Below are 22730 nucleotides of genomic sequence, written 5' to 3'. Positions count from 1 at the left end.
AGCGGGAATGGAACCTCGTTCTGCAAACAGCAAGACTGCGTAGCCGGTGACGACAGTATACACTACGGGTGTAGTCTGGGGGAAAAGTGGGGTGGGGGGTTAGGGGGGGGGGGGGGGGGGTGGCGACAGTCTGTCTTGAATCGCCAACTAATCGTATGGGTGCAGAGGGGTTAAGAATACTGTCTAACTGTTTGGTGTGTGCGAAGGGACGGTACTAATTAATTAGAACCGCTGTCGAAGACGATCGACGCAAGTTTTCGCTGTGCCGCCCGTAAGTGATAGTGATAGGTTGGTGGCGTAACGTCCAGGGCCGCTGCGATATCCTCGCCGGTGCTCTCACGAGGCCAGTCGAAAAACCCGCTATAATGGGCCGCCTGCAACGCTTCGAGTTGCTTCGCGGTGAGTGTCGACTCGAGTTGGGCATCGATTCCACGTGCTGACGCCGTGCTCGTCGTTTCCCGTCTGGCAGTCAACGAGGTCTCCGGGTAGCGGTCCTGAACACGCTCGACCAGCGAGCGTGTGTCGATTCCACTTGGCACTGAAAGGACAATCGAACTCGTCCCCTCTGTCGCCGTGACGTGTGTGATCTGTGCATCGAACTCTCGGAGCGTGTCCAGAAACGGTGTCGGCATCATCGTACACTCGAGCAGTGTCGACTCCTCACCTGTCGAGACGACCGAGATCGAATCGATCGCAGCCCAGTTGTCGGCGAGTTGTAACAGATCATCGACATTGGTAGCTTCGACGGAGATGAAGAGGACGGTTTCCCGTTCTCGTTCGAGGGATCCCTCGAGCGAGATGGGGCCCGGAGCGGCGGCCGCGATACGATTGAACAACAGCTGTGGACTGGCACACTCGAGTTCGAGTTCTAGCCGACTGTCGGTCAGCATGGCCTGTGTCCGTTCGACAGACCGAATTGCGTGGCCGATCGTCTCGCCGAGTTCGCCGAGCACTTCCCGCTCGCTATCGCTGATCGCATTGGCTTGCGGAGCGTGGACGACGACGACCCCGTAGGCTCGTTCCCCATCGAGCAACGGGACGGCGATCACGGTCTGATAGCCGTAGGTGAGTGCTGCGGTTCGTCGGTCCTGCCAGCTGTCGTCGTCGAGGACGTTTTCAACGACGACCACTGATTCGGTCTTGAGCGCCCGTTCGACCAGTGCATACTCGGGAGCACCCTCTCCGTCATCTCGAACCCGGTCGATGTAGGTCGCGTCAACGCCTTCCCAGGCCATCGGTTCCGGCGGTGACTGGGCGCTCGAGGCGATCCAGGCGAACAGATATCGGTCGGCGTCGGCGAGTTGTTCACAGACGGTGGTTTCGATTTCGCGCCGTGTCGACGCCTGTGCAATCGCCCGATTGATCGCCCGAACGATCTCGTTGGTGTGATTGAGCCGCGTCAGCGCCTCGTTCTGTTCGGTCAGCGTTCGATCGTGCTCACGGAGCAGTTGTTCTCGCTCCGCTCTGTCCAGGGCTGCCTCGGTGTTCGCGGCGAGAATATAGAGCAGTTCTTGCATCGATTCGTCGAACGCGTCGACGGTTTCACTTCCAGCGACGATCACACCGTGGGTGCCAAGCGGAACGACCAGTTCACTTCGAGTAACGGCCTCCAGTGCGGTGTTTTGATTCGAGCCCGCTAGATCGGAAACGTACGCTGGTTCGCCCTCGGAAAATCCCTCCCAGATGTGTCCATCGCCACGCTCGATCGTCGTATCGGGTGTCAACCGCTGGCGGGTCTCTGTCGTCGAGGCCGCATAGGAGAGCGCTCCAACCGTTGGATCGAAACGGTACGCCGTCACGATCGGGACCTCGAGAATCGTGCCTGCTGTCTCGACGGCTGCTTCGTAAATCTCTTCTTTCGTCCCCGCACGCATCAGGTCACGCGTCGTATCGTGGATGGTCGTCAGCGTCCGTTCGTACCGCCGTTCGCTTTCTCGTAACTCGGTCTCCGCCCGATACTGTGAGACCGCGTTCGTAATCTGATTGGCCAACAACGTGTATCGATCACTCCCCGGTTTCTTCTGGAGGTACTGCGTGACTCCCGCGGCGATTGCCTCCGTGGCAATCTCCTCTGAGCCTTTCCCGGTAAAGAGGATGAACGGCAGATCAGGGTCTCGCTTTCGCACGGACTCGAGTAACTCGAGACCCGTGGACCCCGGCATTTCGTAATCGCTGACGATACAATCGATGCCGTTGCTGTCGAGGGTTTCCAGCGCCTCGTTCGCACTCGTTACGCCCGTCACCTCGAGTCGGTCGTCTTCGCGCTCTAGCATCGTCGCGGCCAGGTCGGCGAACCCCGGTTCGTTGTCGACGACCAGGGCGCGAATCGGTTCGTTCATCCCTGCCGCCTCCTCGAACCGTCGCTACTGGCTTGACACACGCTCGAGACCGACTGGTGGCGTGTAACAGGCTTCATTAGTGGGAGGTGACGCACCGGGTACTAAAGAATTAGTGTTGTTCGTCGAAAGAAGCGCTCGAGGCGAGATTTGAACCCGATTGCGAACCTCACTCCGGTCGGCTCGCGATTCAAATCCGCTGTGTCTGTTTTCCGACTCACGGATACAGAACAGCCTTCGTTGACACTCAGGGCTGTTCTACGTTGTTGTTCGTCGAAAAAGCGCCCGAGGCGGGATTTGAACCCGCGTCACGACCGTGACAGGGTCGTATGATAGGCCACTACACCACCCGGGCTTGCTACACCTCTTCGTTTCCCGGTCGAAGTATTAAGGCTTTCCAATCAACGGCGCCTTGGTAGGGTGACACCCGACACGGTTACCTCGAGCGATTTCTTCACTGGTTCGGTAACAAAAATGACAACAAAAGGTATATTTTACTGTGGTTTTGTGGATGATATATGGCTGCTATCGAGGTTAACGGCGTTTCTAAACGGTACGGGAGTCTGCTCGCACTCGACAGAGTCGACCTCGCTGTCGAGGAGGGGGAGATCTTTGGCTTTCTGGGTCCCAACGGGGCCGGTAAATCGACACTGTTGAACATTCTGCTCGACTTCGCAAAACCGACCCACGGATCGGCCACTATTTTCGGGGCTGACTGCCAGCGAAATCCGGTCGCCGCTCGAGAACACCTCGGCGTTCTCCCAGAAGGCTATGCCGTCTACGACCGGCTTACCGGCCGAGAACACATCGAGTATGCGATCAGATCGAAAGATGCGGACGACGATCCGGTCGAAATCCTTCGTCGCGTCGGCATCCGTGAGGATGGCGACCGAAAAGCCAGCGGCTACTCGAAGGGGATGGCTCAGCGGCTGGTTCTGGGCATGGCACTCGTCGGCGAACCCGACCTGCTCTTACTCGACGAACCGACCTCCGGACTCGACCCCAACGGGGCCGCCGAGATGCGTCGCATCATCGAAGAAGAAAACGAACGCGGCGCGACGATATTCTTCTCGAGTCACATCCTCGAGCAAGTCCAGGCCGTCTGTGACCGCGTCGCAATCTTGCAGGGTGGCGAACTGGTTGCCGTAGACACGATTCAGGGACTCCGCGACTCCCTCGGTGGTGGCACGAAACTCATCATTACGGTCGACGAACTGTCACCGGCGATTCTCGACACGCTCCGTGGCACTGACGGCGTCGAGACGGCCAGACCGGCCGAGGACGAATCGACGGTCGAAGTCACGTGTACGAACGACGCAAAGATGGACGTCCTCGTTGCGCTCCACGGTGCCGGCGTCGACGTCCTGAACTTCCGAACCGAGGAGGCCAGTCTCGAGGATATGTTCATCGAGTACACGGGAGGCTCGCGCCAATGAGATGGGCTCCGGTTGCTCGTGAGGAGGCGAAACTGCTCGCCGGGGCGCGGTCGGCACGGTGGCTGCTCGGCTTGCTCGTCATTGTGTGTTTCCTCGGCGGGTATCTGTATCCGGTGATGGCGAGCGAACCGCATACGACAGCCCAGTTTAGCGGCTTTCTGACCGGCTGGCTCACGACATTGCTCCCGCTCATCGGGTTACTCATCGGCTACAACGCCATCTGTAGTGATCGTGCCTCGGGATCGTTGTTGCTGACGCTTTCGATGCCGTACAGCCGTCGCGACGTGGTCGCGGGGAAACTGTTCGGTCGGGCTGGTGTATTCGTCGCCGCAATCGTTGCTGGCCTCCTCGTCGCGGGTGCACTCGTGGTGTATCCCTTTGGCGAACTCGTGGTGTTGCCGTTCGTCGGTTTCGTCGCCCTCACGGTCGGATTCGGCGTGTTGTACACGGCGCTCGGCGTCGCCGTTTCGATGGCCGTCTCGACGAAACAGCGGGCGACCGTCCTCGCCTTTGGCATCTATTTCCTGTTTGTCCTCGTCTGGGACGTTCTCGAGGGAGCACTCACGTTTGGATTGTGGCAAGCCGGGCTGATCGAAGACGAACTGCCGGGGGTCCTCGAATTTCTCTTTGCGGCCGAACCTGGGGCGGTCTACCTGCGGCTGATCGCCGGTTTTATCGATCCTTCCCAGTCGGTCTCGAGCGTATGGTATCTCAACGAGTGGGTCGCACTCGTGTTGTTTGTCGGCTGGATCGTCGGTCCTCTCGGGCTGGCGTTCCGGCGGTTCTCGGGAGGTGATCTCTGATGAGCTGGCAAACCGTTGCAGCGAAAGACGTCCGTGACGCTGGTCGGTCGAAAACGATCTGGCTCGTCGTCGGTGTCCTCGGACTGTTGTTTCTCGTTCTGATCGGTGCCGACTTCTTGACCGGAAGTGACCTGTTCAACGATTTCACCGACTTCGTCACCACAATCGTCTCCTTTCTCGGCTTTCTGGTCCCCCTTATCGCCCTGCTGTTAGGGTATAAATCCGTCATCCACGAACGCGTCAGCGGTAGCATCGTCCTCTCGCTGTCGTTCCCACACTCGAGGCGTGACCTCATTGCGGGCACCTTTGTCGGGCGGGGTATCGTGCTCCTCGCCCCAGTACTGGGAACGCTGGTCGTCGTCGGCCTTCTCGGAGCCTTCCTGTATCCACCCTCAGGGAGCGAAATCCTCGGGTTCGGCTGGCTCGTACTCATCACGGCCCTTTTCGGGCTTGGATTCCTCGCCGTAGCCATCGCACTTTCGATGAGTACGACGGCCGAACGTCGCGTCACGCTCGGCACCTTCGGTGCCTATATCCTGCTCGTCTCGTTCTGGGACAACCTGGTCACCGCGACCGTCCAGTTTCTCTACCGCTTTCGACAGGACGCCCTTTTTACCCTCCCCGACTGGGCGTATCTGATGTATCTGCTCAAACCTGCCGAAGCGTACAATCGGCTGCTCAGGGTTGGGTTCGACACGACTCGAGGAGCGCGATATGCCAGCTCCGAGGCACCGTGGTTCGTCGACTGGTGGATGGCGCTCGTCGTCTTCGCTGCGTGGATGGTCCTCCCACTGACAATTGGTCTGTATCAGTTCGAACGAACCGACCTCTGATGGTGATTTTCGGACCATCATCGTCCTCTGTGGTAGATGGTGGCTACCCGCAACTGTTTTTATTCCTGGTCACAGAGCTTTAGGTGATTGCCGCGTGGTCGACTGCGGCCGAGTCGACTAGCGACGCGTGAGACGACTTCATAACGGTTAAATGCTTGCCGGCGGTAACTCCCTGTAGTATCTCGTGACAGCCGCTTCTCTCCCGGTAGGCCGGACCAACAACACATGGTAGACGTAAGCCAACACGAACTCGTGCCAGAGCACTCGGTCCTCGAGGAAGAGATCCTCGAAGACGTGCTCGACGAGTACGACATCGACCGTACAGACTTACCAAAAATCAAACGCACGGACAAGGCGCTGCCCGACGAGGCCGAGGTCGGGGACGTCATCAAAATCGTCCGAAACTCACGAACGACGGATCAGGCCGTCGTATACCGACTTGTGGTGGAATAAATGGAACTGGATCGAACACTCAGACGGGACATTTCGCGGGAGTATTTTTCGAAAGAACGCCTCGCCGAACACCACTATCGGTCGTTCAACTCCTTCCTCACTCGAGGAATGCAGGAAGTCGTCGACGAGAAGGCGACGATCGAGACGGACATCGGTGACAAAGAGGGCGAAGAACCGGTACACGTCGAACTCGGTGACGTTCGGGTCGTCACCCCGCGTGTACGCGAAGCCGACGGGTCGGAGGAACTGCTGTACCCACAGGAGGCACGCCTGCGAAACATCACCTACTCCGCCCCGGTGTTCATGGAGATGTCCATCGTTAAAGGTGAGGAGGGCGACGAGCGCGTCGTCGACTCCACGGAGACCAAAATCGGTCGGATGCCGATCATGGTGGGCTCCGAGAAATGTAACATCGCCGGCTTCAGCGACCAGGAACTGATCGAAATCGGTGAGGACCCGGCCGACCCCGGCGGCTACTTCATCGTCAACGGTTCCGAACGCGTCCTGATGACGAGCGAAGACCTCGCTCCGAACAAAATCCTCGCCGAGTACGACACCAAATACGGCGACGAAATTCAGGTCGCCAAAACCTTCAGCCAGCGACGCGGGTATCGGGCCCTCGTGCTGTGTGAACGAACGCGAGACGGTTTGCTCGAGGTTTCGTTCCCGTCAGTTTCGGGTTCGATCAACTTCGTCACGCTCGTGCGCGCACTCGGTCTCGAGTCCGACGAGGAGATCGTCCACAAGGTCTCGAACGACCCCGAGGTTGTCAAGTACATGCTCGAGAACCTCGAGGAAGCGGATGTCCAGACCAAAGAGGAAGCGATCGAGACGCTCGGTAAGCGCGTTGCCAGTGGGCAGGGGAAAAACTACCAGCTGAAACGCGCCAACTACGTCATCGACCGATATCTCCTTCCACACCTCCACGAGGATGGTGTCGAGGAAGAGGACGTTCGAATCAACAAGGCGCACTACCTCTGCCGGATGGCAGAAGCGTGTTTCGAACTCGCGCTCAACCGGCGGGAATCCGACGACAAGGACCACTACGCTAACAAACGCCTCAAGGTCAGCGGCGATCTGATGCGGGACCTGTTCCGGACGGCACTGAACAAGCTGGCACGCGACGTGAAGTACCAGCTCGAGCGAGCGAACATGCGAAACCGCCAGCTCTCGGTGAATACCGTGGTTCGATCCGACGTGTTGACCGAACGTCTCGAGCATCCCATTGCGACCGGGAACTGGGTCGGTGGACGCTCGGGTGTGAGTCAGCTGGTGGACCGAACGGACTTCATGGGGGTGCTTAGCCACCTTCGACGACTGCGTTCGCCGCTTTCGCGCAGTCAGCCCCACTTCGAGGCACGGGACCTGCACGCGACTCAGTGGGGCCGCATCTGCCCCTCTGAGACGCCCGAGGGACCGAACTGTGGGCTGGTGAAGAACTTCGCGCAGGCGATGGAACTTTCCCAGCACGTCGAGGACGAACAGGAACTCAAACGCGAACTCGCGTCGATGGGTGTCGAGGGCATTCCAGGACTCGAGAGCGTTGCACGAACGACAGCGGATGACTAACAGGACATGAGTAGCCAACAACGCGAAGCCAAGGTGTACGTCAACGGGTCGCTGGTGGGTACCCACCCGAATCCGAACGAACTTGCCGAACAGATTCGAGAAGCGAGACGAATCGGGGACATCTCCGAGATGGTCAACGTCTCGGTCAAAGAACGCACCCGCGAAGTCATCGTCAACGCCGACGCGGGCCGGGCCCGGCGACCACTGCTGGTCGTCGAAAACGGCGAACCGCGGATCTCAGAGGACGAGATCGAAGCGCTTCGGGACGGTGACATCGAGTTCGAGGATCTCGTCGATCACGGGTACGTCGAGTTTATCGACGCCGAAGAGGAGGAGGACATCTACGTGGCCGTCGACGAGGACGAACTCTCCGACGAACACACCCACCTCGAGATCGACCCGTCGCTGATTTTCGGTATCGGTGCGGGCATGATCCCGTACCCGGAACACAACGCGAGTCCGCGTATTACGATGGGGGCAGGGATGGTCAAACAGTCGCTCGGTCTGCCGAGCGCGAACTACCGAATCCGACCGGACACGCGCCAGCACCTGCTGCACTACCCGCAGCTGTCGATGGTCAAGACCCAGACGACCGAGCAGATCGGTTTCGACGAGCGACCGGCGGCACAGAACTTCGTCGTCGCCGTGATGAGCTACGAAGGGTTCAACATCGAGGACGCGCTGGTCATGAACAAAGCAAGCGTCGAACGCGCACTGGCTCGCTCGCACTTCTTCCGTACGTACGAAGGTGAAGAGCGACGTTACCCTGGCGGACAGGAAGACCGATTCGAGATTCCAAGTCAGGACGTTCGCGGTGCTCGCGGCGAGGAAGCCTACACGCACCTCGACGAAGATGGCCTGGTCAACCCGGAGACGAACGTCGACGAAAACTCCGTTCTGCTGGGCAAGACGAGCCCCCCACGATTCCTCGAGGAACCGGACGACATGGGCGGCCTCTCGCCACAGAAGCGACGTGAGACGAGCGTCACGATGCGGTCGGGCGAATCCGGCGTCGTCGATACGGTCACGCTGATGGAAGGCGAGGACGGTTCGAAGCTCTCCAAAGTCTCGGTTCGTGACGAGCGGGTTCCCGAACTGGGCGACAAGTTCGCCTCCCGCCACGGGCAGAAGGGGGTCGTGGGCCACCTGGCTCCACAGGAAGACATGCCGTTTACCGAGGAAGGCGTCGTTCCAGACCTGGTCGTCAATCCACACGCGCTGCCGTCCCGGATGACAGTCGGGCACATCCTCGAGATGATCGGTGGCAAACTCGGCGCGCTCGAGGGTCGTCGTGTCGACGGCACGCCGTTCCTCGGTGAGGACGAAGACGAACTTCGCGGGGGACTCGAAGAGAACGGCTTCAACTCTGCTGGAAAAGAAGTCATGTATTCGGGTGTCACCGGCGAGAAGATCGAGGCCGAAATCTTCGTCGGCGTCATTTTCTACCAGAAGCTGTACCACATGGTCTCGAACAAACTGCACGCCCGTTCGCGAGGGCCGGTGCAGGTGCTGACGCGCCAGCCGACCGAAGGGCGGGCCCGCGAAGGCGGTCTGCGTATCGGTGAGATGGAACGTGACGTGTTCATCGGCCACGGGGCGGCCATGACGCTGAAAGAACGGCTGGTCGACGAATCCGACCGCGAGGAGGTGTACATCTCCGCCGAGACCGGTATGATCGCGGTCAGTGACGTCAACCAGCGTCGTGTGTACGACCAGCTCACCGGTGACGAAAGCGATATTCACCGCGTCGAAATCAGTTACGCGTTCAAACTGCTGCTCGACGAGATGATGGCACTCGGCATTCGACCACGACTCAACCTCAAAGACGCAGTCTAATATGTCAATACAAACACCAAAAGAACTCGACGAGATTCAGTTCGGGCTGATGGACCCGGAGACGTATCGGGACCTCTCGGTCACGAAGGTCATTACGGCGGACACCTACGACGACGACGGTTTCCCCATCGACATGGGGCTGATGGACACGCGACTGGGCGTCATCGACCCCGGTCTCGAGTGTCCGACCTGTGGACAGCACTCGGGGTCGTGTCCGGGCCACTTCGGGCACATCGAACTCGCCGCGCCGGTGATTCACGTCGGCTTTACTAAACTCATCCGACGATTGCTGCGTGGTACCTGCCGTGAGTGTTCGCGCTTGCTGCTCACCGAAGACGAAAAAGCCGAGTTCCGCGAGCGACTGTCCGAGGCACGACGTCTCGGTCGTGACCCACAGGACGTGTTGAAAGCGGCCATCCGACAGGCGCGAAAGAAAGACCGGTGTCCCCACTGTGGCGAGATCCAGTACGACATCGAACACGAGAAACCGACGACCTACTACGAGGTTCAGCAGGTCCTCACGAGCGAGTACTCCCAGCGCATCGCGGGCGCGATGCAGGGCAACGAGGAGGAAGGAATCGACCGGACGACGCCGGACGAACTGGCCGAGAAGACGGATATCGAACTGACACGCATCAACGAAATCCTCTCTGGGTCGTTCCGCCCCCGCGAAAGTCAGCGGAAGGCCATCGAGAAAGCACTCGACATCGACCTCACCGAGGAGGACACGAACAAACTGATGCCTTCGGACATTCGTGACTGGTTCGAAGCGATTCCGGACGAGGATATCGAAGTGCTCGGCATCGACTCCGAGCGTTCGCGTCCGGAGTGGATGATCCTGACCGTGTTGCCGGTTCCACCCGTGACGACACGGCCATCGATTACGCTCGACAACGGCCAGCGCAGTGAGGACGACCTCACGCACAAACTCGTGGACATCATCCGCATCAACCAACGGTTCATGGAGAACCGTGAGGCGGGTGCGCCACAGCTGATTATCGAGGACCTGTGGGAACTCCTCCAGTACCACGTCACAACGTTCATGGACAACGAAATCTCGGGAACGCCACCGGCCCGACACCGTTCGGGACGGCCGCTCAAAACGCTCTCCCAGCGGCTCAAAGGCAAGGAGGGGCGATTCCGTGGCTCGCTGTCCGGAAAGCGTGTCAACTTCTCGGCCCGAACTGTCATCTCCCCGGACCCGACGCTCTCGCTCAACGAGGTCGGTGTCCCTGATCGCGTCGCGACCGAGATGACCCAGACCATGCTCGTCACCGAACGCAACCTCGAGCAGGCCAAACAGTACGTCGCCAACGGGCCGAACTCCCACCCCGGTGCGAACTACGTTCGACGGCCTGACGGTCGACGACTCAAAGTGACCGAGAAAAACTGCAAGGCATTGGCTGGGATGTCCGAGGAAACCGAACTGGACGAAGCCCAGACTATCGGTCCCGGGTGGGAAGTCAACCGGCACCTGATCGACGGGGACATCGTTATCTTCAACCGACAACCGTCGCTGCACCGGATGTCGATCATGGCCCACGAGGTCGTGGTCATGCCGTACAAGACGTTCCGACTCAACACCGTCGTCTGTCCGCCGTACAACGCCGACTTCGACGGCGACGAGATGAACATGCACGCCCTCCAGAACGAGGAAGCCCGCGCGGAAGCGCGTGTTCTCATGCGCGTGCAAGAACAGATCTTGAGTCCGCGTTTCGGCGCGAACATCATCGGCGCGATTCAGGACCACATCTCCGGAACGTACCTGCTCACGAAGGACAACCCACGATTCAACGAGACCCAGGCGCTCGACTTGCTGCGAGCGACCCGGATCGACGAACTGCCCGAACCGAGTGGCATCGACGACGAGGGTGAGCCGTTCTGGACCGGCCGGGACGTCTTCTCCGAACTCCTGCCAGACGACATGAACCTCGAGTTCACGGGCACTATCGGGGACGACGTGATCATCGAAGACGGCCAACTCGTCGAAGGGACCATTGCCGAAGACGAAGTGGGCGAGTTCGGCGGCGAAATCGTCGACGCCATCACGAAACAGTACGGCAACACCCGCTCGCGGGTGTTCATCAACGAGCTATCGACGCTCGCGATGCGGGCGATCATGCACTTCGGGTTCTCGATCGGGATCGACGACGAAACGATCCCGGACGAAGCCGAGGCTCGCATCGACGAGACCATCGAAGACGCCTACGACCGCGTCGGAGAGTTGATCGAGGCGTACGAACGCGGGGAACTCGAGAGTCTGCCAGGTCGGACCATCGACGAAACCCTCGAGATGAAGATCATGCAGACGCTCTCGCGTGCGCGTGACAATGCTGGTACTATTGCCGAGGAACACTTCACCGAGGACAATCCGGCAGTCGTCATGGCGAACTCCGGGGCGCGTGGTTCGATGCTCAACCTGACTCAGATGGCTGGCTGTGTCGGCCAGCAGGCAGTTCGGGGCGAGCGAATCAACCGCGGATACGAAGATCGAACGCTCAGCCACTACCAGAAAAACGATCTTTCGGCGGAAGCACACGGGTTCGTCGAGAGTTCCTACACCGTCGGACTCGGCCCGCGTGAGTTCTTCTTCCACGCGATGGGTGGCCGCGAAGGGCTGGTCGACACGGCAGTCCGAACGTCGAAATCGGGCTACCTCCAGCGCCGGCTGATCAACGCCCTCTCGGAACTCGAGGCCCAGTACGACGGGACGGTCCGAGACACGAGCGACACCATCGTCCAGTTCGAGTTCGGTGAAGACGGTACCTCGCCGGTGCTCGTCGGCTCCGGTGAGGACCACGATATCGACGTCGAAGGCATCACAAATCGGGTCCTCGACGAGGAGTTCGACTCCGAGGGCGAACGCCGAGAGTTCCTCGAGGGCAAACGAGTCGAGACGAACCTCTCGGAGCATGCCGATAGTCGACGTGTCGGGACCGAGGAGGTGACCTCCGATGACTGAGTCAGTGTTCACGCAGGCCTACGACGTCAGCGACGACGTTATCGTCATCGTTGAAGACAGCGAACTGCCCCGTCGACTCAAAGACCGCGTCTACGAGTCGCTCGAGGCACGCGGCGACGTGACCCCTGAACAGGCGCAGGACGTCGTTTCGGCCGTCGAAACGCAGTACATCGACACGCGCGTCGATCCGCTCGACCCGGTCGGCACTGTCAGCGCACAGTCTATCGGTGAGCCCGGAACGCAGTTGACGATGAACACGTTCCACTACGCGGGTGTCGCAGAGATCGACGTCACGCAGGGGCTTCCGCGGCTGATCGAACTGGTCGACGCTCGAAAGACGCCCGACACGCCGATGATGACGGTGTACCTCGAGGGCGAGTACGCCACCGAACGGGAGAAAGCCCACGAGGTCGTCTGGAAGATCGAGGCAACGAAGATCCTCGCGCTGGGTGACGTGTCGACGAACGTCGCCGACATGCGCGTCCAGATTTCGCTCAACCAGGACACCCTCGACGAGCGGATGATCACGGCCGAAGCAGTGGCCGACATCATCGAGGACAACCTGGGAGTGAAAACCGTTCAACAGGGAACGACCGTCGAGTTTGGTCCGGAAGAGCCGTCTTACCGCGACCTCCTGCAACTGGTCGAGGAACTTCGAGATATCACGTTCAAAGGTATCGAGGATATCTCCCGCGTCGTCATCCGGCGCGAAGAGATGGACGACGGGACCGAGGAGTTCATCCTCTACACCGAGGGATCGGCATTCGGCGATGTCCTCTCTATCGAGGGTGTCGACGACTCGCGGACGACCTGTAACAACATTCACGAGATTCACCGTAACCTCGGCATCGAGGCCGCTCGAGAGGCCATCATCGAGGAGACGAACAACACGCTGGCCGAACAGGGGCTTGACGACGTGAACGTTCGCCACCTGATGTTGGTCGCCGACATGATGACCAACGAGGGGACCATCGAGTCGATCGGTCGACACGGAATCTCCGGGGCGAAAGACTCCGTTCTCGCCCGTGCGGCGTTCGAAGTCACGGTCAACCACCTGCTCAACGCGGCCATCCACGGCGAGGTCGACGAACTCGACGGCGTCACGGAGAACGTTATCGTCGGGAAGCCGATCAAACTCGGTACCGGTGACGTCGACCTCCGGATGGGGTCGTCGCCGAACAAAGCGGACTGAACGCGGTCGCCGACTTTCACGAGTACTTTTCGTATGACTATTACACTCGAGGACGACGCCCGGCAGTTCATCGCCCGGTTCGAGGAGGTCTCGGGTGTCTCGGGACGGGACTGTCTGGTCACCGACGAGCGACTGGTGATCGTCGTGCCTCCCGATTCGCTCGGGGAGGCGATCGGCGCACGCGGCCAGCACGTCAAACGATTCGAAAAAGCGGTGGGCCGCTCGGTCAGACTGGTCGAGGGTGCGAGCGAACCCGAGACGTTCGTGGCGAACGCCCTCGCCCCAGCGGCCGTGTTCAACGTCACGATCAGCGAGAACGAGGACACGGTCGCCTACGTCGAGGTCGCCTCGGGTGACCGCGGCGTGGCTATTGGGACGGGTGGCGAGCGAATCGAAGACGCTCGAGCGCTCGCCAACCGGCACTTCGGAATCGACGACGTGCAGTTGGTGTGACCAGCATCTGCTACTGGCTGGTCTGTCACGCCTCGAGCGACCGCCGTTCCCGACGAAACGCGCTGAGATTCCTCGAGAGCTATCGATAAAGCGCTCTCGAGGCGTTTCTCCCGGCTCAAAAGGGGATGCTTAAGTGTCTCCGTCGGATAGCCACGTCCATGGCAAACGGCAAATACGCCGCGCGGAAGCTCCAGAAGGACCGCCAGAAACAGCGGTGGTCCGACTCGGACTACGCGCGCCGAGCACGCGGCCTGCGTGAGAAGTCGGACCCGCTCGAGGGTGCCCCACAGGCTCGCGGTATCGTTCTCGAAAAGGTCGGTATCGAAGCGAAACAGCCCAACTCGGCAATTCGAAAGTGTGTCCGAGTCCAGCTGATCAAAAACGGCAAGCAGGTCACCGCGTTCTGCCCCGGTGACGGTGCGATCAGCTTCATCGACGAACACGACGAAGTCACCATCGCCGGTATCGGTGGGGCAAAGGGTCGTGCAATGGGTGACCTTTCGGGTGTCAACTACAAGGTCGACAAGGTCAACGGTGTCGCGCTCCTCGAACTGGTTCGCGGAAACGCGGAGAAACCGGTGCGATAACATGAGCGAGCAAGAACAACCAGAACCCGAAGCACCGGCCGGTGGCGGCGACCTTTCGGCCAAACTCTTCGGCACGTGGGACGTCTCCGATATCGTCTACAACGACCCCTCGACCGAGCGCTACCTCTCAGTGACGCCGATCGCTCACACGGCGGGTCGCCACGCGAGCAAACAGTTCAAAAAGTCCGAAATTTCGGTCGTCGAGCGCCTGACCAACCGTCTGATGCAGACTGAAGAGAACACGGGCAAAAAACAGCAGACGCTGAAAATCGTCCGCGAAGCCTTCGATATCGTTCACGACCGCACGGAAGAAAACCCCGTGCAGGTGCTCGTGACGGCCGTCGAGAACTCAGCACCACGTGAGGAGACCGTCCGCCTGAAATACGGTGGAATTTCGGTTCCCAAGGCTGTCGACGTCGCCCCACAGCGTCGTGTCGACCAGGCCCTGAAGTTCATCGCCGAAGGTGCTCACAGCGCCTCGTTCAAAACCTCGACCTCGGCGTCGGAAGCGCTGGCACGTCAGCTTATCGGTGCTGCTGACTACGACGTCCAGACGTACTCGATCAGCCAGAAAGAGGAAAAAGAGCGCGTCGCGGCCGCAGCCAGATAACCGCGCCTCGAGATTTTGTTTTCCGTCACAATCGGGAGTGGCTACGCTCGCCTCGAGAACAGTGCGTGTATCCTCGGTATATCTCAGGCGGCAACCGATGAGTGTGAGGGGGCAAGAGACGTCCTCGAGTGGGACTTCGAGATGTTACGCAGCGCGAATTTCGGACCCAGAAAACTTAACCTTCGATAGGCAGTATCAGGTGATAGTTACGTGATTCAATCCGGAAACGATTGCAGACGCGATTACGATGAAAGCGCCTTCGCAGCCAAATTAACGGAATTAAAACAGCAGGGGGCTTCGGTCTTAGTCGTTGGCTCAGTCGACTCGACCTATCGAAACCGCCTCACGCAGCGATTGCTTGGCCAGTCATCGATGGCTCCACGCCGACGAATCGTGGTGTCGACGGCGTCCGACGACGTCGATACGGGTCTGTATCCGGATCAGTCCCCACCGGAATCGTTCGTACACATCGAATATGCAAACCAGGCTCGTTGTACCCAAACAGCGGCGATCACGGATGAGCGGAATCAGTCGGTATCGACGACAGCTACTCCGTCGATAGGTACAGACGAGCGGGATTCGACAACTGCCACCGACCCAGTGACGACCGAAACGCTCGCGGATGTCGGTATTGCAATCTCCGAAGCCATCGAACGGTTCGAAGACGACGCCGACACACTCACACCGGGGGAAGTACGACTCGGGATGACCACGTTGTTGCCGTTTCTCGAGACGTACGGGCGAGAGACCGTGTTCCAGTTTTTACACCTCATCAACGGTCGCACTCGAGCAGTCAACGGGATGGGACACATCCACCTGCCAGTAGACGAGGATGCAAAGATCGTCTCAGTGTTGACTCCGTTGTTTGACGCGACCATCGAGTTGCGAGAACGAGGGGGTGGCTGTCAGGAACGGTGGACAATCACAAACGGAACTCATAGCTCGGGATGGCTCCCAATGCCTCGAGAGTAGCTGCTTCGTACGGACAGGGCCAACCAGACTACCAACAGCACATCCCGGCTGAAGCCCCCACATCCTCGAGATATGAAACCAACATTCGAACCGGTCGAGAACGGCCTCGAGATTATCGATCGAATCGAACGTCACCGCTGTCAACTCATCACACACGATCCGGTAGCGCCGACCTCGGTTCCATCCGATACGATTCCGTACCCGGTCGACGCAGCCGTCTCAGTGACGACGGATATGATAACGCTGCCAACGAACACTTTGCCCTGTATTCGAGACGATACCGGATCGATGGTTGAGGGGATCGGTCCGTCAGGTAAAACGTTCCTCGAGGCCGACCATTACACGATCGACCTGACCAACCCGTTCAAAATATATATCGACGTCGACAGTTCGATTCAACTCTATTTTGACCCCGAACGGACCCACATTGGATTCGAGGAATCGACGAAAGCGGTGATCGGGGCTCGATCCTATCACACTCGCCCTGCAGGGACGATTACGACGACCGAGGATCCCACAGACCTCATGCAGGCAGTGACGATGTTCGGCTCGGCACTGAAGACGACGACTGCAGAACGGTCGTATCCGACGCTTCGTGGCCATCCGCCAACGTTGGAACTCGGTGAGTGTCTCTCGGTACCTGAGACAATCACACCCCCCGAAACCGGCGTTCGTATAACAGTACCACCGGACCTGGCTTCGGTTTTTGTCGTGACACCGCTTGCGTCCTATCTTGGTGCGACCGTCGTCGAAGGGGCCAAACCAGCGATTACGACCGAAGCGGGGTTTTCGTTTCCTCTCGAGGAATCGGAGAATCTCGAGGAAACGGTCGAACGCGTGCTGAAACACGTGTTCTTCCTGGATTGTATCGTCCGAACGGAGGGAACGACACCCGTTCCCTTGCATGCACGATCGGTTATCGAACCCGAACTATCCTGGGATCCAGCGACGGTGTACGACCAGTCGCCTGCCAAACGGGTGCAGACGTACCTCGAAACGCCGTACGAGGTGCTCGAACCAGAACTTCCCCAGTGGCGACTCGAAGCCGAGTTGAAACCGACCCCATCGTCGATCGAGTTCTTGCCGTTTATCGCCAAGAGCCTCGCGATTGTCACGACCGAGACCGATCGCTCGAGTTCATCGACGGCACAGTATCAACAAGCGATTCATACGTTTACACGCGATTCGTTCAGTCGTGGCGTTCGCTCGAGTCAAGATGGGACGGACGAGAGTAAAACAGGGGCGACAGTGGGCGAATCGGAAGTGGAAAATGCGGAGATGACAACGGCTCATTCCGAAGGAACGACGAACGAATCCACGGGGGATCTCCCACCGACGATTAGCCAATTTTGGCGACGGCAAGATGGCCCCGATATCCAGAGCACAACACCCGTATCAGCGTTTTATAACAGTATCGGGCGGGAACCGAGATCGGACCCGATCGAGATCGAAGTGGTCTGTAACGACTCCGAAATGCGCGAAGAACTCGACGCGGTCAACGGGATCTACGGCGATCGTGAGTCGTTACCGTTCACCGTCACCGAACACTACGATCTAACGAGAGACGAACTCGAGGCGGTGCTCACCCGCGAGAGCGACCTATTCCACTACATCGGCCACATCGACGAATCGGGATTCCAGTGTTCGGATGGAATATTCGACGTCTCGACGGTAGATTCGGTGGGTGCCAAGGCGTTTTTACTCAACGCGTGCCAATCGCGCGATCAGGGACTGTATCTGGTCGAAGGCGGAAGTATTGGCGGTGTCGTCACGCTGGGTGACGTCATCAATAGTGGTGCAATTAGCGTGGGCACTGAACTGGCTCGGTTGCTCAACCGCGGCTACCCGCTGTATGCCGCCCTCGAGATCGCCCGAGAGCGAAGCCTCATCGGTCAACAGTATCAACTGGTTGGTGACGGCCTCATCACTATCGCACAGTCGGAAACGGGAGTTCCAAATCTGGCAACGATAGAACGAGCGAACGGAGCCTTCACCGTCGAACTGGAAATGTATACTCACACCAGTTCGGGCAAAGGAGTGCTCTTTATGCCTTACCTGGATACGACTGGGTCATACTTTGTGAGCCCTGACGTTGTTGGCCCGTTCGAAGCGACGAAGGCCCAACTTTCGGAGTTTCTCGAGCTAGAACAGATACCGATATTGTTCGATGGCGAACTCTCCTGGGGGGACGACGTGATCGACGGAGGGGTGTGATCGCTATGCCCACAATCGAAACGCGTCTTCAGTAACGAGACGGTCGAGAGACGACATCGGTGATTCCGAACAATTCACCAGTGATTTTGGACGTAGTCTTTAGGGGCCGATGTATGCGTTTCCGTTCCCGGCAGCAACTGTCCCAGCCTGGGACAGCAACAGCATGGCCGTGAACAGGACGCCGATCATTCGTGGGTGCTTCTTCAGGTAGTCGCTAAGTTCCGTCATGGTACATATGGCACATGGTACCAGCCCGTAATGAATTTATTTAAATATATCAAACATAGAAAGTATAGTACCATCGACATTGGGGAATAGTTAAATCGAGTAGAAATATAGAAAAAGTAGACGGTAAGGTGATGCGAGAATTACGTGCGACGATTATCGTTGCCAGTGATACGATTTTCATGCCTCCCGCGATGGCATCCTGCGATAGGGTGTACAATGGCTTTCACCGGCTACTATTCCGTCCACAACGAGATGACCCCTAATCAGCTCCAGTATTGGGGCCCCGTGACGCACCGCGACGGTTTTCACGGCTGCCATTCGGCTCAGCTTTTGGTGTCGAACCGGGCGGTTGATCCAGGACGTACGCTCGAGTTAACTCGACGAGCGTCTGTCGGTAGGTACTTGCGTCGGGGTCGTGGCTGAGGTCCCGGAATTGCCGAACGAAGGCGTCCAGGTCGACAGCGGGTGCGTCCATGGCGGCGATTCGAGCCAGATCGTACAGTCGATGGTCGGCCTCGAGCAGATCGTGTCGTTCCGCGAGTGCCAGGGCAAACGCGGCGTTGACGGCCGTGATGTTTGGATCGGCGGCTGGCGTGAGTCGGGTCGTTTTCCCGGCCCGAACCGGGTTTGTCGATCCGTGATCGGCAACCGCCGTTGCAAGCGAGGACTCGAGGAAGGCGAGTAGTTTCTCGCCGGGACCGACGGCGAGTGTGATATCGTCGGCGTAGATGTCCTTTGCGTGATTGGCAATCTGGTAACAGTGAGTCAGTCGGCGACGTTCGACGCGGTGGCCGGCCAGTGCCAGGTACAGCGCCTCTTCGATGGGTTGAACGTGCGAGGGGTGAGATTCCTCGTAGCGTGCCATGTGCGAAAACTCGTGTAACGCGAGTTCGCGAGCCATCGCAGACGAGGCAGCCTGCCGCGAGATGTTCAGGACGTGTCTGTCGTCGTAGTGGCCTGCCCAGGTGCGTTCGTCGGGGTCATCACGCAGGTGGACGTACACCGGCAGGGTGAGGTCCCGTTCGGTTTCGAACAGGTCTCGGGCTCCAAGAAACGGTGCGCTGGGGCCGGGACCCTGTATACGAATGTCCATGTGATGAGATACCAAGGTCTCGCAGGGTATGGCTTTTACGCCCGTCTAGAGGGTGCCTTCCCCTCTCGAGATTCGGTTTTCGTGTACCCATTCACTCGAGAGAGAGTATGCGGTGTGTGAGACGGTCACAGCGGGTGATTTCGGCGAACACGAAACAGCACCCTTTTGACCCCGCTACCGGTACAGGTGGATATATGGGCCGACGTAAGAAGATCGTTCAAGAATGTGAACGGTTGATGGATAACCCGGAGCACATCCGGAACATCGCCATCGCCGCTCACGTCGACCACGGTAAAACGACGCTTTCCGACAATCTCCTCGCGGGCGCGGGTATGATCTCCGACGACACGGCAGGTCAACAGCTCGCGATGGACACTGAAGAAGACGAGCAAGAGCGTGGGATTACCATCGACGCGGCAAACGTTTCGATGACCCACGAGTACGACGACACGAACCACCTGATCAACCTCATCGACACACCAGGCCACGTCGACTTCGGTGGCGACGTGACGCGGGCGATGCGCGCTGTCGACGGTGCGCTGGTGGTCGTCGACGCCGTCGAAGGTGCAATGCCCCAGACGGAGACGGTGCTGCGTCAGGCGCTCCGTGAGGGTGTCAAACCGGCACTGTTCATCAACAAGGTCGACCGCCTCATCTCGGAACTGCAGGAAGGGCCACAGGAGATGCAAGAGCGCCTCCTGAAGGTCATCAAAGACGTCAACGACCTCATCCGCGGCATGACCGAGGAGATGGACGACGTCGATGACTGGACGGTTTCGGTCGAAGATGGTACCGTCGGCTTCGGGTCCGCACTGTACAAGTGGGGTGTCTCGATGCCGTCGATGCAGCGAACCGGAATGGACTTCGGCGATATTATCGACCTCGAGCAGGCCGACAAACGCCAGGAACTCCACGAGCGGACGCCCCTGTCGGACGTCGTGCTCGACATGGTCTGTGAGCACTTCCCGAATCCAGTCAACGCACAGCCCCGTCGTATCCCACGTATCTGGCGTGGTGATTCCGAGACCGAACTCGCGGATTCGATGCGACTCGTCGACGAAGACGGCGAAGTCGTCTTGATGGTCACCGACATCTCCATGGACCCACACGCCGGTGAAATTGCCTCCGGCCGTGTGTTCTCGGGGAGCCTCGAGAAAGGGCAGGAACTGTACGTCTCCGGAACGGCCGGGAAAAACCGCGTCCAGTCCGTCGGTATCTACATGGGTGGCGAACGCGAGGAAGTCGAACGTGTTCCAGCCGGAAACATCGCTGCCGTCACCGGCCTGCGCGATGCTATCGCTGGTTCGACTGTCTCGAGCGTCGAGATGACGCCGTTCGAGTCCATCGAGCACATCTCCGAGCCGGTCATCACGAAGTCCGTCGAAGCGAAGACGATGGACGACCTGCCAAAGCTCATCGAAGCGCTTCGGCAGTTCTCGAAAGAGGACCCGACGATCCAGATCGACATCAACGAAGACACCGGCGAACACCTGATCTCCGGACAGGGTGAACTTCACCTCGAAGTCATCACCCAGCGAATGGAGGCAAACCAGGGGATTCCGGTCAACACAGGTGAGCCGATCGTCGTCTACCGCGAGGCCGTCCAGCGAGAGAGTGACGAGGTCGAAGGTATCTCGCCAAACCGTCACAACCGCTTTTACATCTCGGCACACCCGCTTAGCGACGAACTCGTCCAGACGATCCAGCTCGGCGAGGCGTCGATGGATATGCCCGAACTCGAGCGCCGTGAAGCGCTCCAAGAAGCCGGCATGGACAAAGACACGTCCCAGAACGTCGAGCACATCCACGGGACGAACATCCTCATCGACGACACGAAAGGTATCCAGCACCTGAACGAGACGATGGAACTGTTCATCGAGGGGCTCGAAGACGCCCTCGACAACGGCCCACTCGCCAACGAGCCCGTTCAGGGGACGCTCATCCGCCTGCACGACGCCAAACTCCACGAGGACACCATCCACCGTGGCCCGGCACAGGTTATCCCCGCGACGCGTGAAGCCGTTCACCGCTCGCTGATCGACGGCCACATCAAGCTGCTCGAGCCGATGCAGGACGTCCGAATCGACGTGCCAAACGACCACATGGGTGCCGCCTCCGGCGAGATCCAGGGCCGACGTGGCCGCGTCGACGACATGTACCAGGAGGGTGACCTCATGGTCGTCGAAGGCATCGCGCCCGTCGAAGAGATGATCGGCTTCTCGAGTGACATCCGCAGTGCGACCGAGGGTCGTGCCGCCTGGAACACCGAGAACGCTGGCTTCGAGGTCATGTCCGACTCGCTCCAGCGCGAAACCATCATGGAGATTCGTGAGCGCAAGGGCATGAAACTCGAGTTGCCGCCGGCGATCGATTACCTGTAGCGTCTCACTTCGCTTCTGGCCAATTTCGGCGAACATCGTCCGTTTCGTTTACTCTCTCGAAGATTCGCAGGAGTTGCCTTCCCAGATGCGTGTAAACGCGCAGTTGGGGGATGCTCGTTGAACGTGAATTGCCGACGTTTCGATCAAACGAGTCCGATACGAGACGGTTGACCACTCTTGTTGCACGCTCGAGCCCTTGCTTGTCGTGTCCACAGGATCACGTTCCAGCTAACTGGCCGCTCTCGAGCGTCTGACCGAGAGATACGTCAAAAAAGCGTTCGTTACTGCCCGAGCTTTTCGCGGCCGATGCTGATGCCGGTCGGGGTAACGATAATCTGGTCGTCGCCTTTCTGGACGATATCGCCGTCGACCTCTCGGGCGACCTGTCGGAGTTCGTCGATGATGTGTTCGGTCGTGCTGTCTTTCGTACGCAGGCGTGTGATGTCTGCGATGACGATGTCACCGTCGTAGACGGCGTCTTTGATATCGATTGCGTCGACCTGGCCGCCGATTTCTGCGATGTGTACGGACATGGCTGCGTCACCGGTTGCCGGGGAAACGTCGTCGAGGTCGAGTTCGACGTATTCGTCGGCGCTACGGTTCTGGTCGCTGCCGAGAATTTTACTCATCAGTCCCATAGGGTAACTGGTCCGGCGCAGTGAGTATAGTTCTTGCGTCAGACGTGACCGGATTCGGTGCGTGCATTTGTTGTGTTATAACTACTATAAGTTAAAAATATTAACTAGATACTCGGTGGTATTCGTTCATATTA

General features: G+C 59.0%; 18 protein-coding genes and 1 tRNA gene. 14 read left to right on the top strand and 5 right to left on the bottom strand.

All coding sequences use genetic code 11. The annotated features are described in order from the left end of the window. Positions 1-218: 218 nt before the first annotated feature. Both NLK60_RS08025 and NLK60_RS08020 read right to left on the bottom strand, forming a co-directional pair. On the bottom strand, positions 219-2339 hold the full coding sequence (locus NLK60_RS08025; protein WP_254810362.1) for a bacterio-opsin activator domain-containing protein: 2121 nt from the start codon (positions 2337-2339) through the stop codon (positions 219-221). 279 nt (positions 2340-2618) lie between these two features. Continuing rightward, positions 2619-2691: transfer RNA gene (locus NLK60_RS08020), tRNA-Asp, on the bottom strand. Between the two features lie 163 nt (positions 2692-2854). Here NLK60_RS08020 and NLK60_RS08015 point away from each other — a divergent pair. The 13 genes from NLK60_RS08015 (at position 2855) to NLK60_RS07955 (ending at position 18256) form a co-directional block, all read left to right on the top strand. After that, the gene (locus NLK60_RS08015; protein WP_254810361.1) at positions 2855-3772 is read left to right on the top strand and encodes an ABC transporter ATP-binding protein; all 918 of its coding nucleotides are present in this window, start codon (positions 2855-2857) and stop codon (positions 3770-3772) included. Further along, positions 3769-4575, top strand: a complete 807-nt coding sequence (locus NLK60_RS08010; protein WP_254810360.1) for an ABC transporter permease subunit — start codon at positions 3769-3771, stop codon at positions 4573-4575. Before NLK60_RS08015 ends, NLK60_RS08010 begins: the two co-directional genes overlap by 4 nt. Then, positions 4575-5408 carry an ABC transporter permease gene (locus NLK60_RS08005; RefSeq protein WP_254810359.1) on the top strand — a complete coding sequence of 278 codons (834 nt, stop codon included), beginning with the start codon at positions 4575-4577 and terminating at the stop codon, positions 5406-5408. Before NLK60_RS08010 ends, NLK60_RS08005 begins: the two co-directional genes overlap by 1 nt. Positions 5409-5633: 225 nt before the next feature. After that, entirely contained in the window at positions 5634-5861 is a 228-nt protein-coding gene (locus tag NLK60_RS08000; RefSeq protein WP_254810358.1) for a DNA-directed RNA polymerase subunit H, read from the top strand. Continuing rightward, the gene (locus tag NLK60_RS07995) at positions 5862-7430 is read left to right on the top strand and encodes a DNA-directed RNA polymerase subunit B'' (protein ID WP_254810357.1); all 1569 of its coding nucleotides are present in this window, start codon (positions 5862-5864) and stop codon (positions 7428-7430) included. Between the two features lie 6 nt (positions 7431-7436). Then, a complete protein-coding gene (gene rpoB / locus NLK60_RS07990; protein ID WP_254810356.1) occupies positions 7437-9266 on the top strand; it encodes a DNA-directed RNA polymerase subunit B in 1830 nt (609 codons plus the stop codon). Position 9267: 1 nt separating this feature from the next. Beyond that, positions 9268-12228, top strand: coding sequence for a DNA-directed RNA polymerase subunit A' (locus NLK60_RS07985; protein ID WP_254810355.1), 2961 nt, complete (start codon positions 9268-9270; stop codon positions 12226-12228). Continuing rightward, positions 12221-13420, top strand: a complete 1200-nt coding sequence (gene rpoA2 / locus NLK60_RS07980; protein WP_254810354.1) for a DNA-directed RNA polymerase subunit A'' — start codon at positions 12221-12223, stop codon at positions 13418-13420. Before NLK60_RS07985 ends, rpoA2 begins: the two co-directional genes overlap by 8 nt. 33 nt (positions 13421-13453) lie before the next feature. Next, the gene (locus tag NLK60_RS07975; protein WP_254810353.1) at positions 13454-13873 is read left to right on the top strand and encodes a NusA-like transcription termination signal-binding factor; all 420 of its coding nucleotides are present in this window, start codon (positions 13454-13456) and stop codon (positions 13871-13873) included. Between the two features lie 158 nt (positions 13874-14031). After that, complete coding sequence (locus tag NLK60_RS07970; protein WP_252698212.1) at positions 14032-14460, top strand: 30S ribosomal protein S12; 429 nt, start codon at positions 14032-14034, stop codon at positions 14458-14460. A 1-nt stretch (position 14461) separates the two neighbouring features. Next, the gene (locus NLK60_RS07965; protein WP_254810352.1) at positions 14462-15070 is read left to right on the top strand and encodes a 30S ribosomal protein S7; all 609 of its coding nucleotides are present in this window, start codon (positions 14462-14464) and stop codon (positions 15068-15070) included. A gap of 210 nt (positions 15071-15280) precedes the next feature. Then, positions 15281-16042, top strand: a complete 762-nt coding sequence (locus NLK60_RS07960) for a DUF7504 family protein (RefSeq protein ID WP_254810351.1) — start codon at positions 15281-15283, stop codon at positions 16040-16042. 72 nt (positions 16043-16114) lie between these two features. Continuing rightward, entirely contained in the window at positions 16115-18256 is a 2142-nt protein-coding gene (locus tag NLK60_RS07955; RefSeq protein ID WP_254810350.1) for a hypothetical protein, read from the top strand. Positions 18257-18355: 99 nt separating this feature from the next. On the opposite strand, the gene NLK60_RS19510 is transcribed toward NLK60_RS07955, so the two are convergent. Continuing rightward, positions 18356-18484 (bottom strand): DUF7503 family protein, encoded by a 129-nt coding sequence (locus tag NLK60_RS19510; protein ID WP_256530398.1) that lies wholly within the window; start codon positions 18482-18484, stop codon positions 18356-18358. 259 nt (positions 18485-18743) lie between these two features. Beyond that, positions 18744-19577: a DUF5781 family protein gene (locus tag NLK60_RS07950; RefSeq protein ID WP_254810349.1), complete on the bottom strand. Its 834-nt coding sequence runs from the start codon at positions 19575-19577 to the stop codon at positions 18744-18746. A gap of 194 nt (positions 19578-19771) precedes the next feature. Between NLK60_RS07950 and NLK60_RS07945 the strand changes: the two genes are divergently transcribed. Continuing rightward, positions 19772-21958, top strand: coding sequence for an elongation factor EF-2 (locus NLK60_RS07945; RefSeq protein ID WP_254810348.1), 2187 nt, complete (start codon positions 19772-19774; stop codon positions 21956-21958). Positions 21959-22239: 281 nt separating this feature from the next. On the opposite strand, the gene NLK60_RS07940 is transcribed toward NLK60_RS07945, so the two are convergent. Next, positions 22240-22596, bottom strand: a complete 357-nt coding sequence (locus NLK60_RS07940; RefSeq protein WP_254810347.1) for a cell division protein SepF — start codon at positions 22594-22596, stop codon at positions 22240-22242. Between the last annotated feature and the right edge of the window lie 134 nt (positions 22597-22730).

It is taken from the genome of Natronosalvus amylolyticus (assembly GCF_024298845.1).
Lineage (GTDB): Archaea > Halobacteriota > Halobacteria > Halobacteriales > Natrialbaceae > Natronosalvus > Natronosalvus amylolyticus.
Note: the sequence above shows the minus strand (reverse complement) of the source record. Positions and strands in the feature narration are given on the sequence as shown.

Excerpts from the sequence above, each read along its gene's own strand:
- NLK60_RS08025 (WP_254810362.1), bottom strand. The coding sequence starts at position 2,339 with ATGAACGAACCGATTCGCGCCCTGGTCGTCGACAACGAACCGGGGTTC.
- NLK60_RS08015 (WP_254810361.1), top strand. The coding sequence starts at position 2,855 with ATGGCTGCTATCGAGGTTAACGGCGTTTCTAAACGGTACGGGAGTCTG.
- NLK60_RS08010 (WP_254810360.1), top strand. The coding sequence starts at position 3,769 with ATGAGATGGGCTCCGGTTGCTCGTGAGGAGGCGAAACTGCTCGCCGGG.
- NLK60_RS08005 (WP_254810359.1), top strand. The coding sequence starts at position 4,575 with ATGAGCTGGCAAACCGTTGCAGCGAAAGACGTCCGTGACGCTGGTCGG.
- NLK60_RS08000 (WP_254810358.1), top strand. The coding sequence starts at position 5,634 with ATGGTAGACGTAAGCCAACACGAACTCGTGCCAGAGCACTCGGTCCTC.
- NLK60_RS07995 (WP_254810357.1), top strand. The coding sequence starts at position 5,862 with ATGGAACTGGATCGAACACTCAGACGGGACATTTCGCGGGAGTATTTT.
- rpoB (WP_254810356.1), top strand. The coding sequence starts at position 7,437 with ATGAGTAGCCAACAACGCGAAGCCAAGGTGTACGTCAACGGGTCGCTG.
- NLK60_RS07985 (WP_254810355.1), top strand. The coding sequence starts at position 9,268 with ATGTCAATACAAACACCAAAAGAACTCGACGAGATTCAGTTCGGGCTG.
- rpoA2 (WP_254810354.1), top strand. The coding sequence starts at position 12,221 with ATGACTGAGTCAGTGTTCACGCAGGCCTACGACGTCAGCGACGACGTT.
- NLK60_RS07975 (WP_254810353.1), top strand. The coding sequence starts at position 13,454 with ATGACTATTACACTCGAGGACGACGCCCGGCAGTTCATCGCCCGGTTC.
- NLK60_RS07970 (WP_252698212.1), top strand. The coding sequence starts at position 14,032 with ATGGCAAACGGCAAATACGCCGCGCGGAAGCTCCAGAAGGACCGCCAG.
- NLK60_RS07965 (WP_254810352.1), top strand. The coding sequence starts at position 14,462 with ATGAGCGAGCAAGAACAACCAGAACCCGAAGCACCGGCCGGTGGCGGC.
- NLK60_RS07955 (WP_254810350.1), top strand. The coding sequence starts at position 16,115 with ATGAAACCAACATTCGAACCGGTCGAGAACGGCCTCGAGATTATCGAT.
- NLK60_RS19510 (WP_256530398.1), bottom strand. The coding sequence starts at position 18,484 with ATGACGGAACTTAGCGACTACCTGAAGAAGCACCCACGAATGATCGGC.
- NLK60_RS07950 (WP_254810349.1), bottom strand. The coding sequence starts at position 19,577 with ATGGACATTCGTATACAGGGTCCCGGCCCCAGCGCACCGTTTCTTGGA.
- NLK60_RS07945 (WP_254810348.1), top strand. The coding sequence starts at position 19,772 with ATGGGCCGACGTAAGAAGATCGTTCAAGAATGTGAACGGTTGATGGAT.
- NLK60_RS07940 (WP_254810347.1), bottom strand. The coding sequence starts at position 22,596 with ATGGGACTGATGAGTAAAATTCTCGGCAGCGACCAGAACCGTAGCGCC.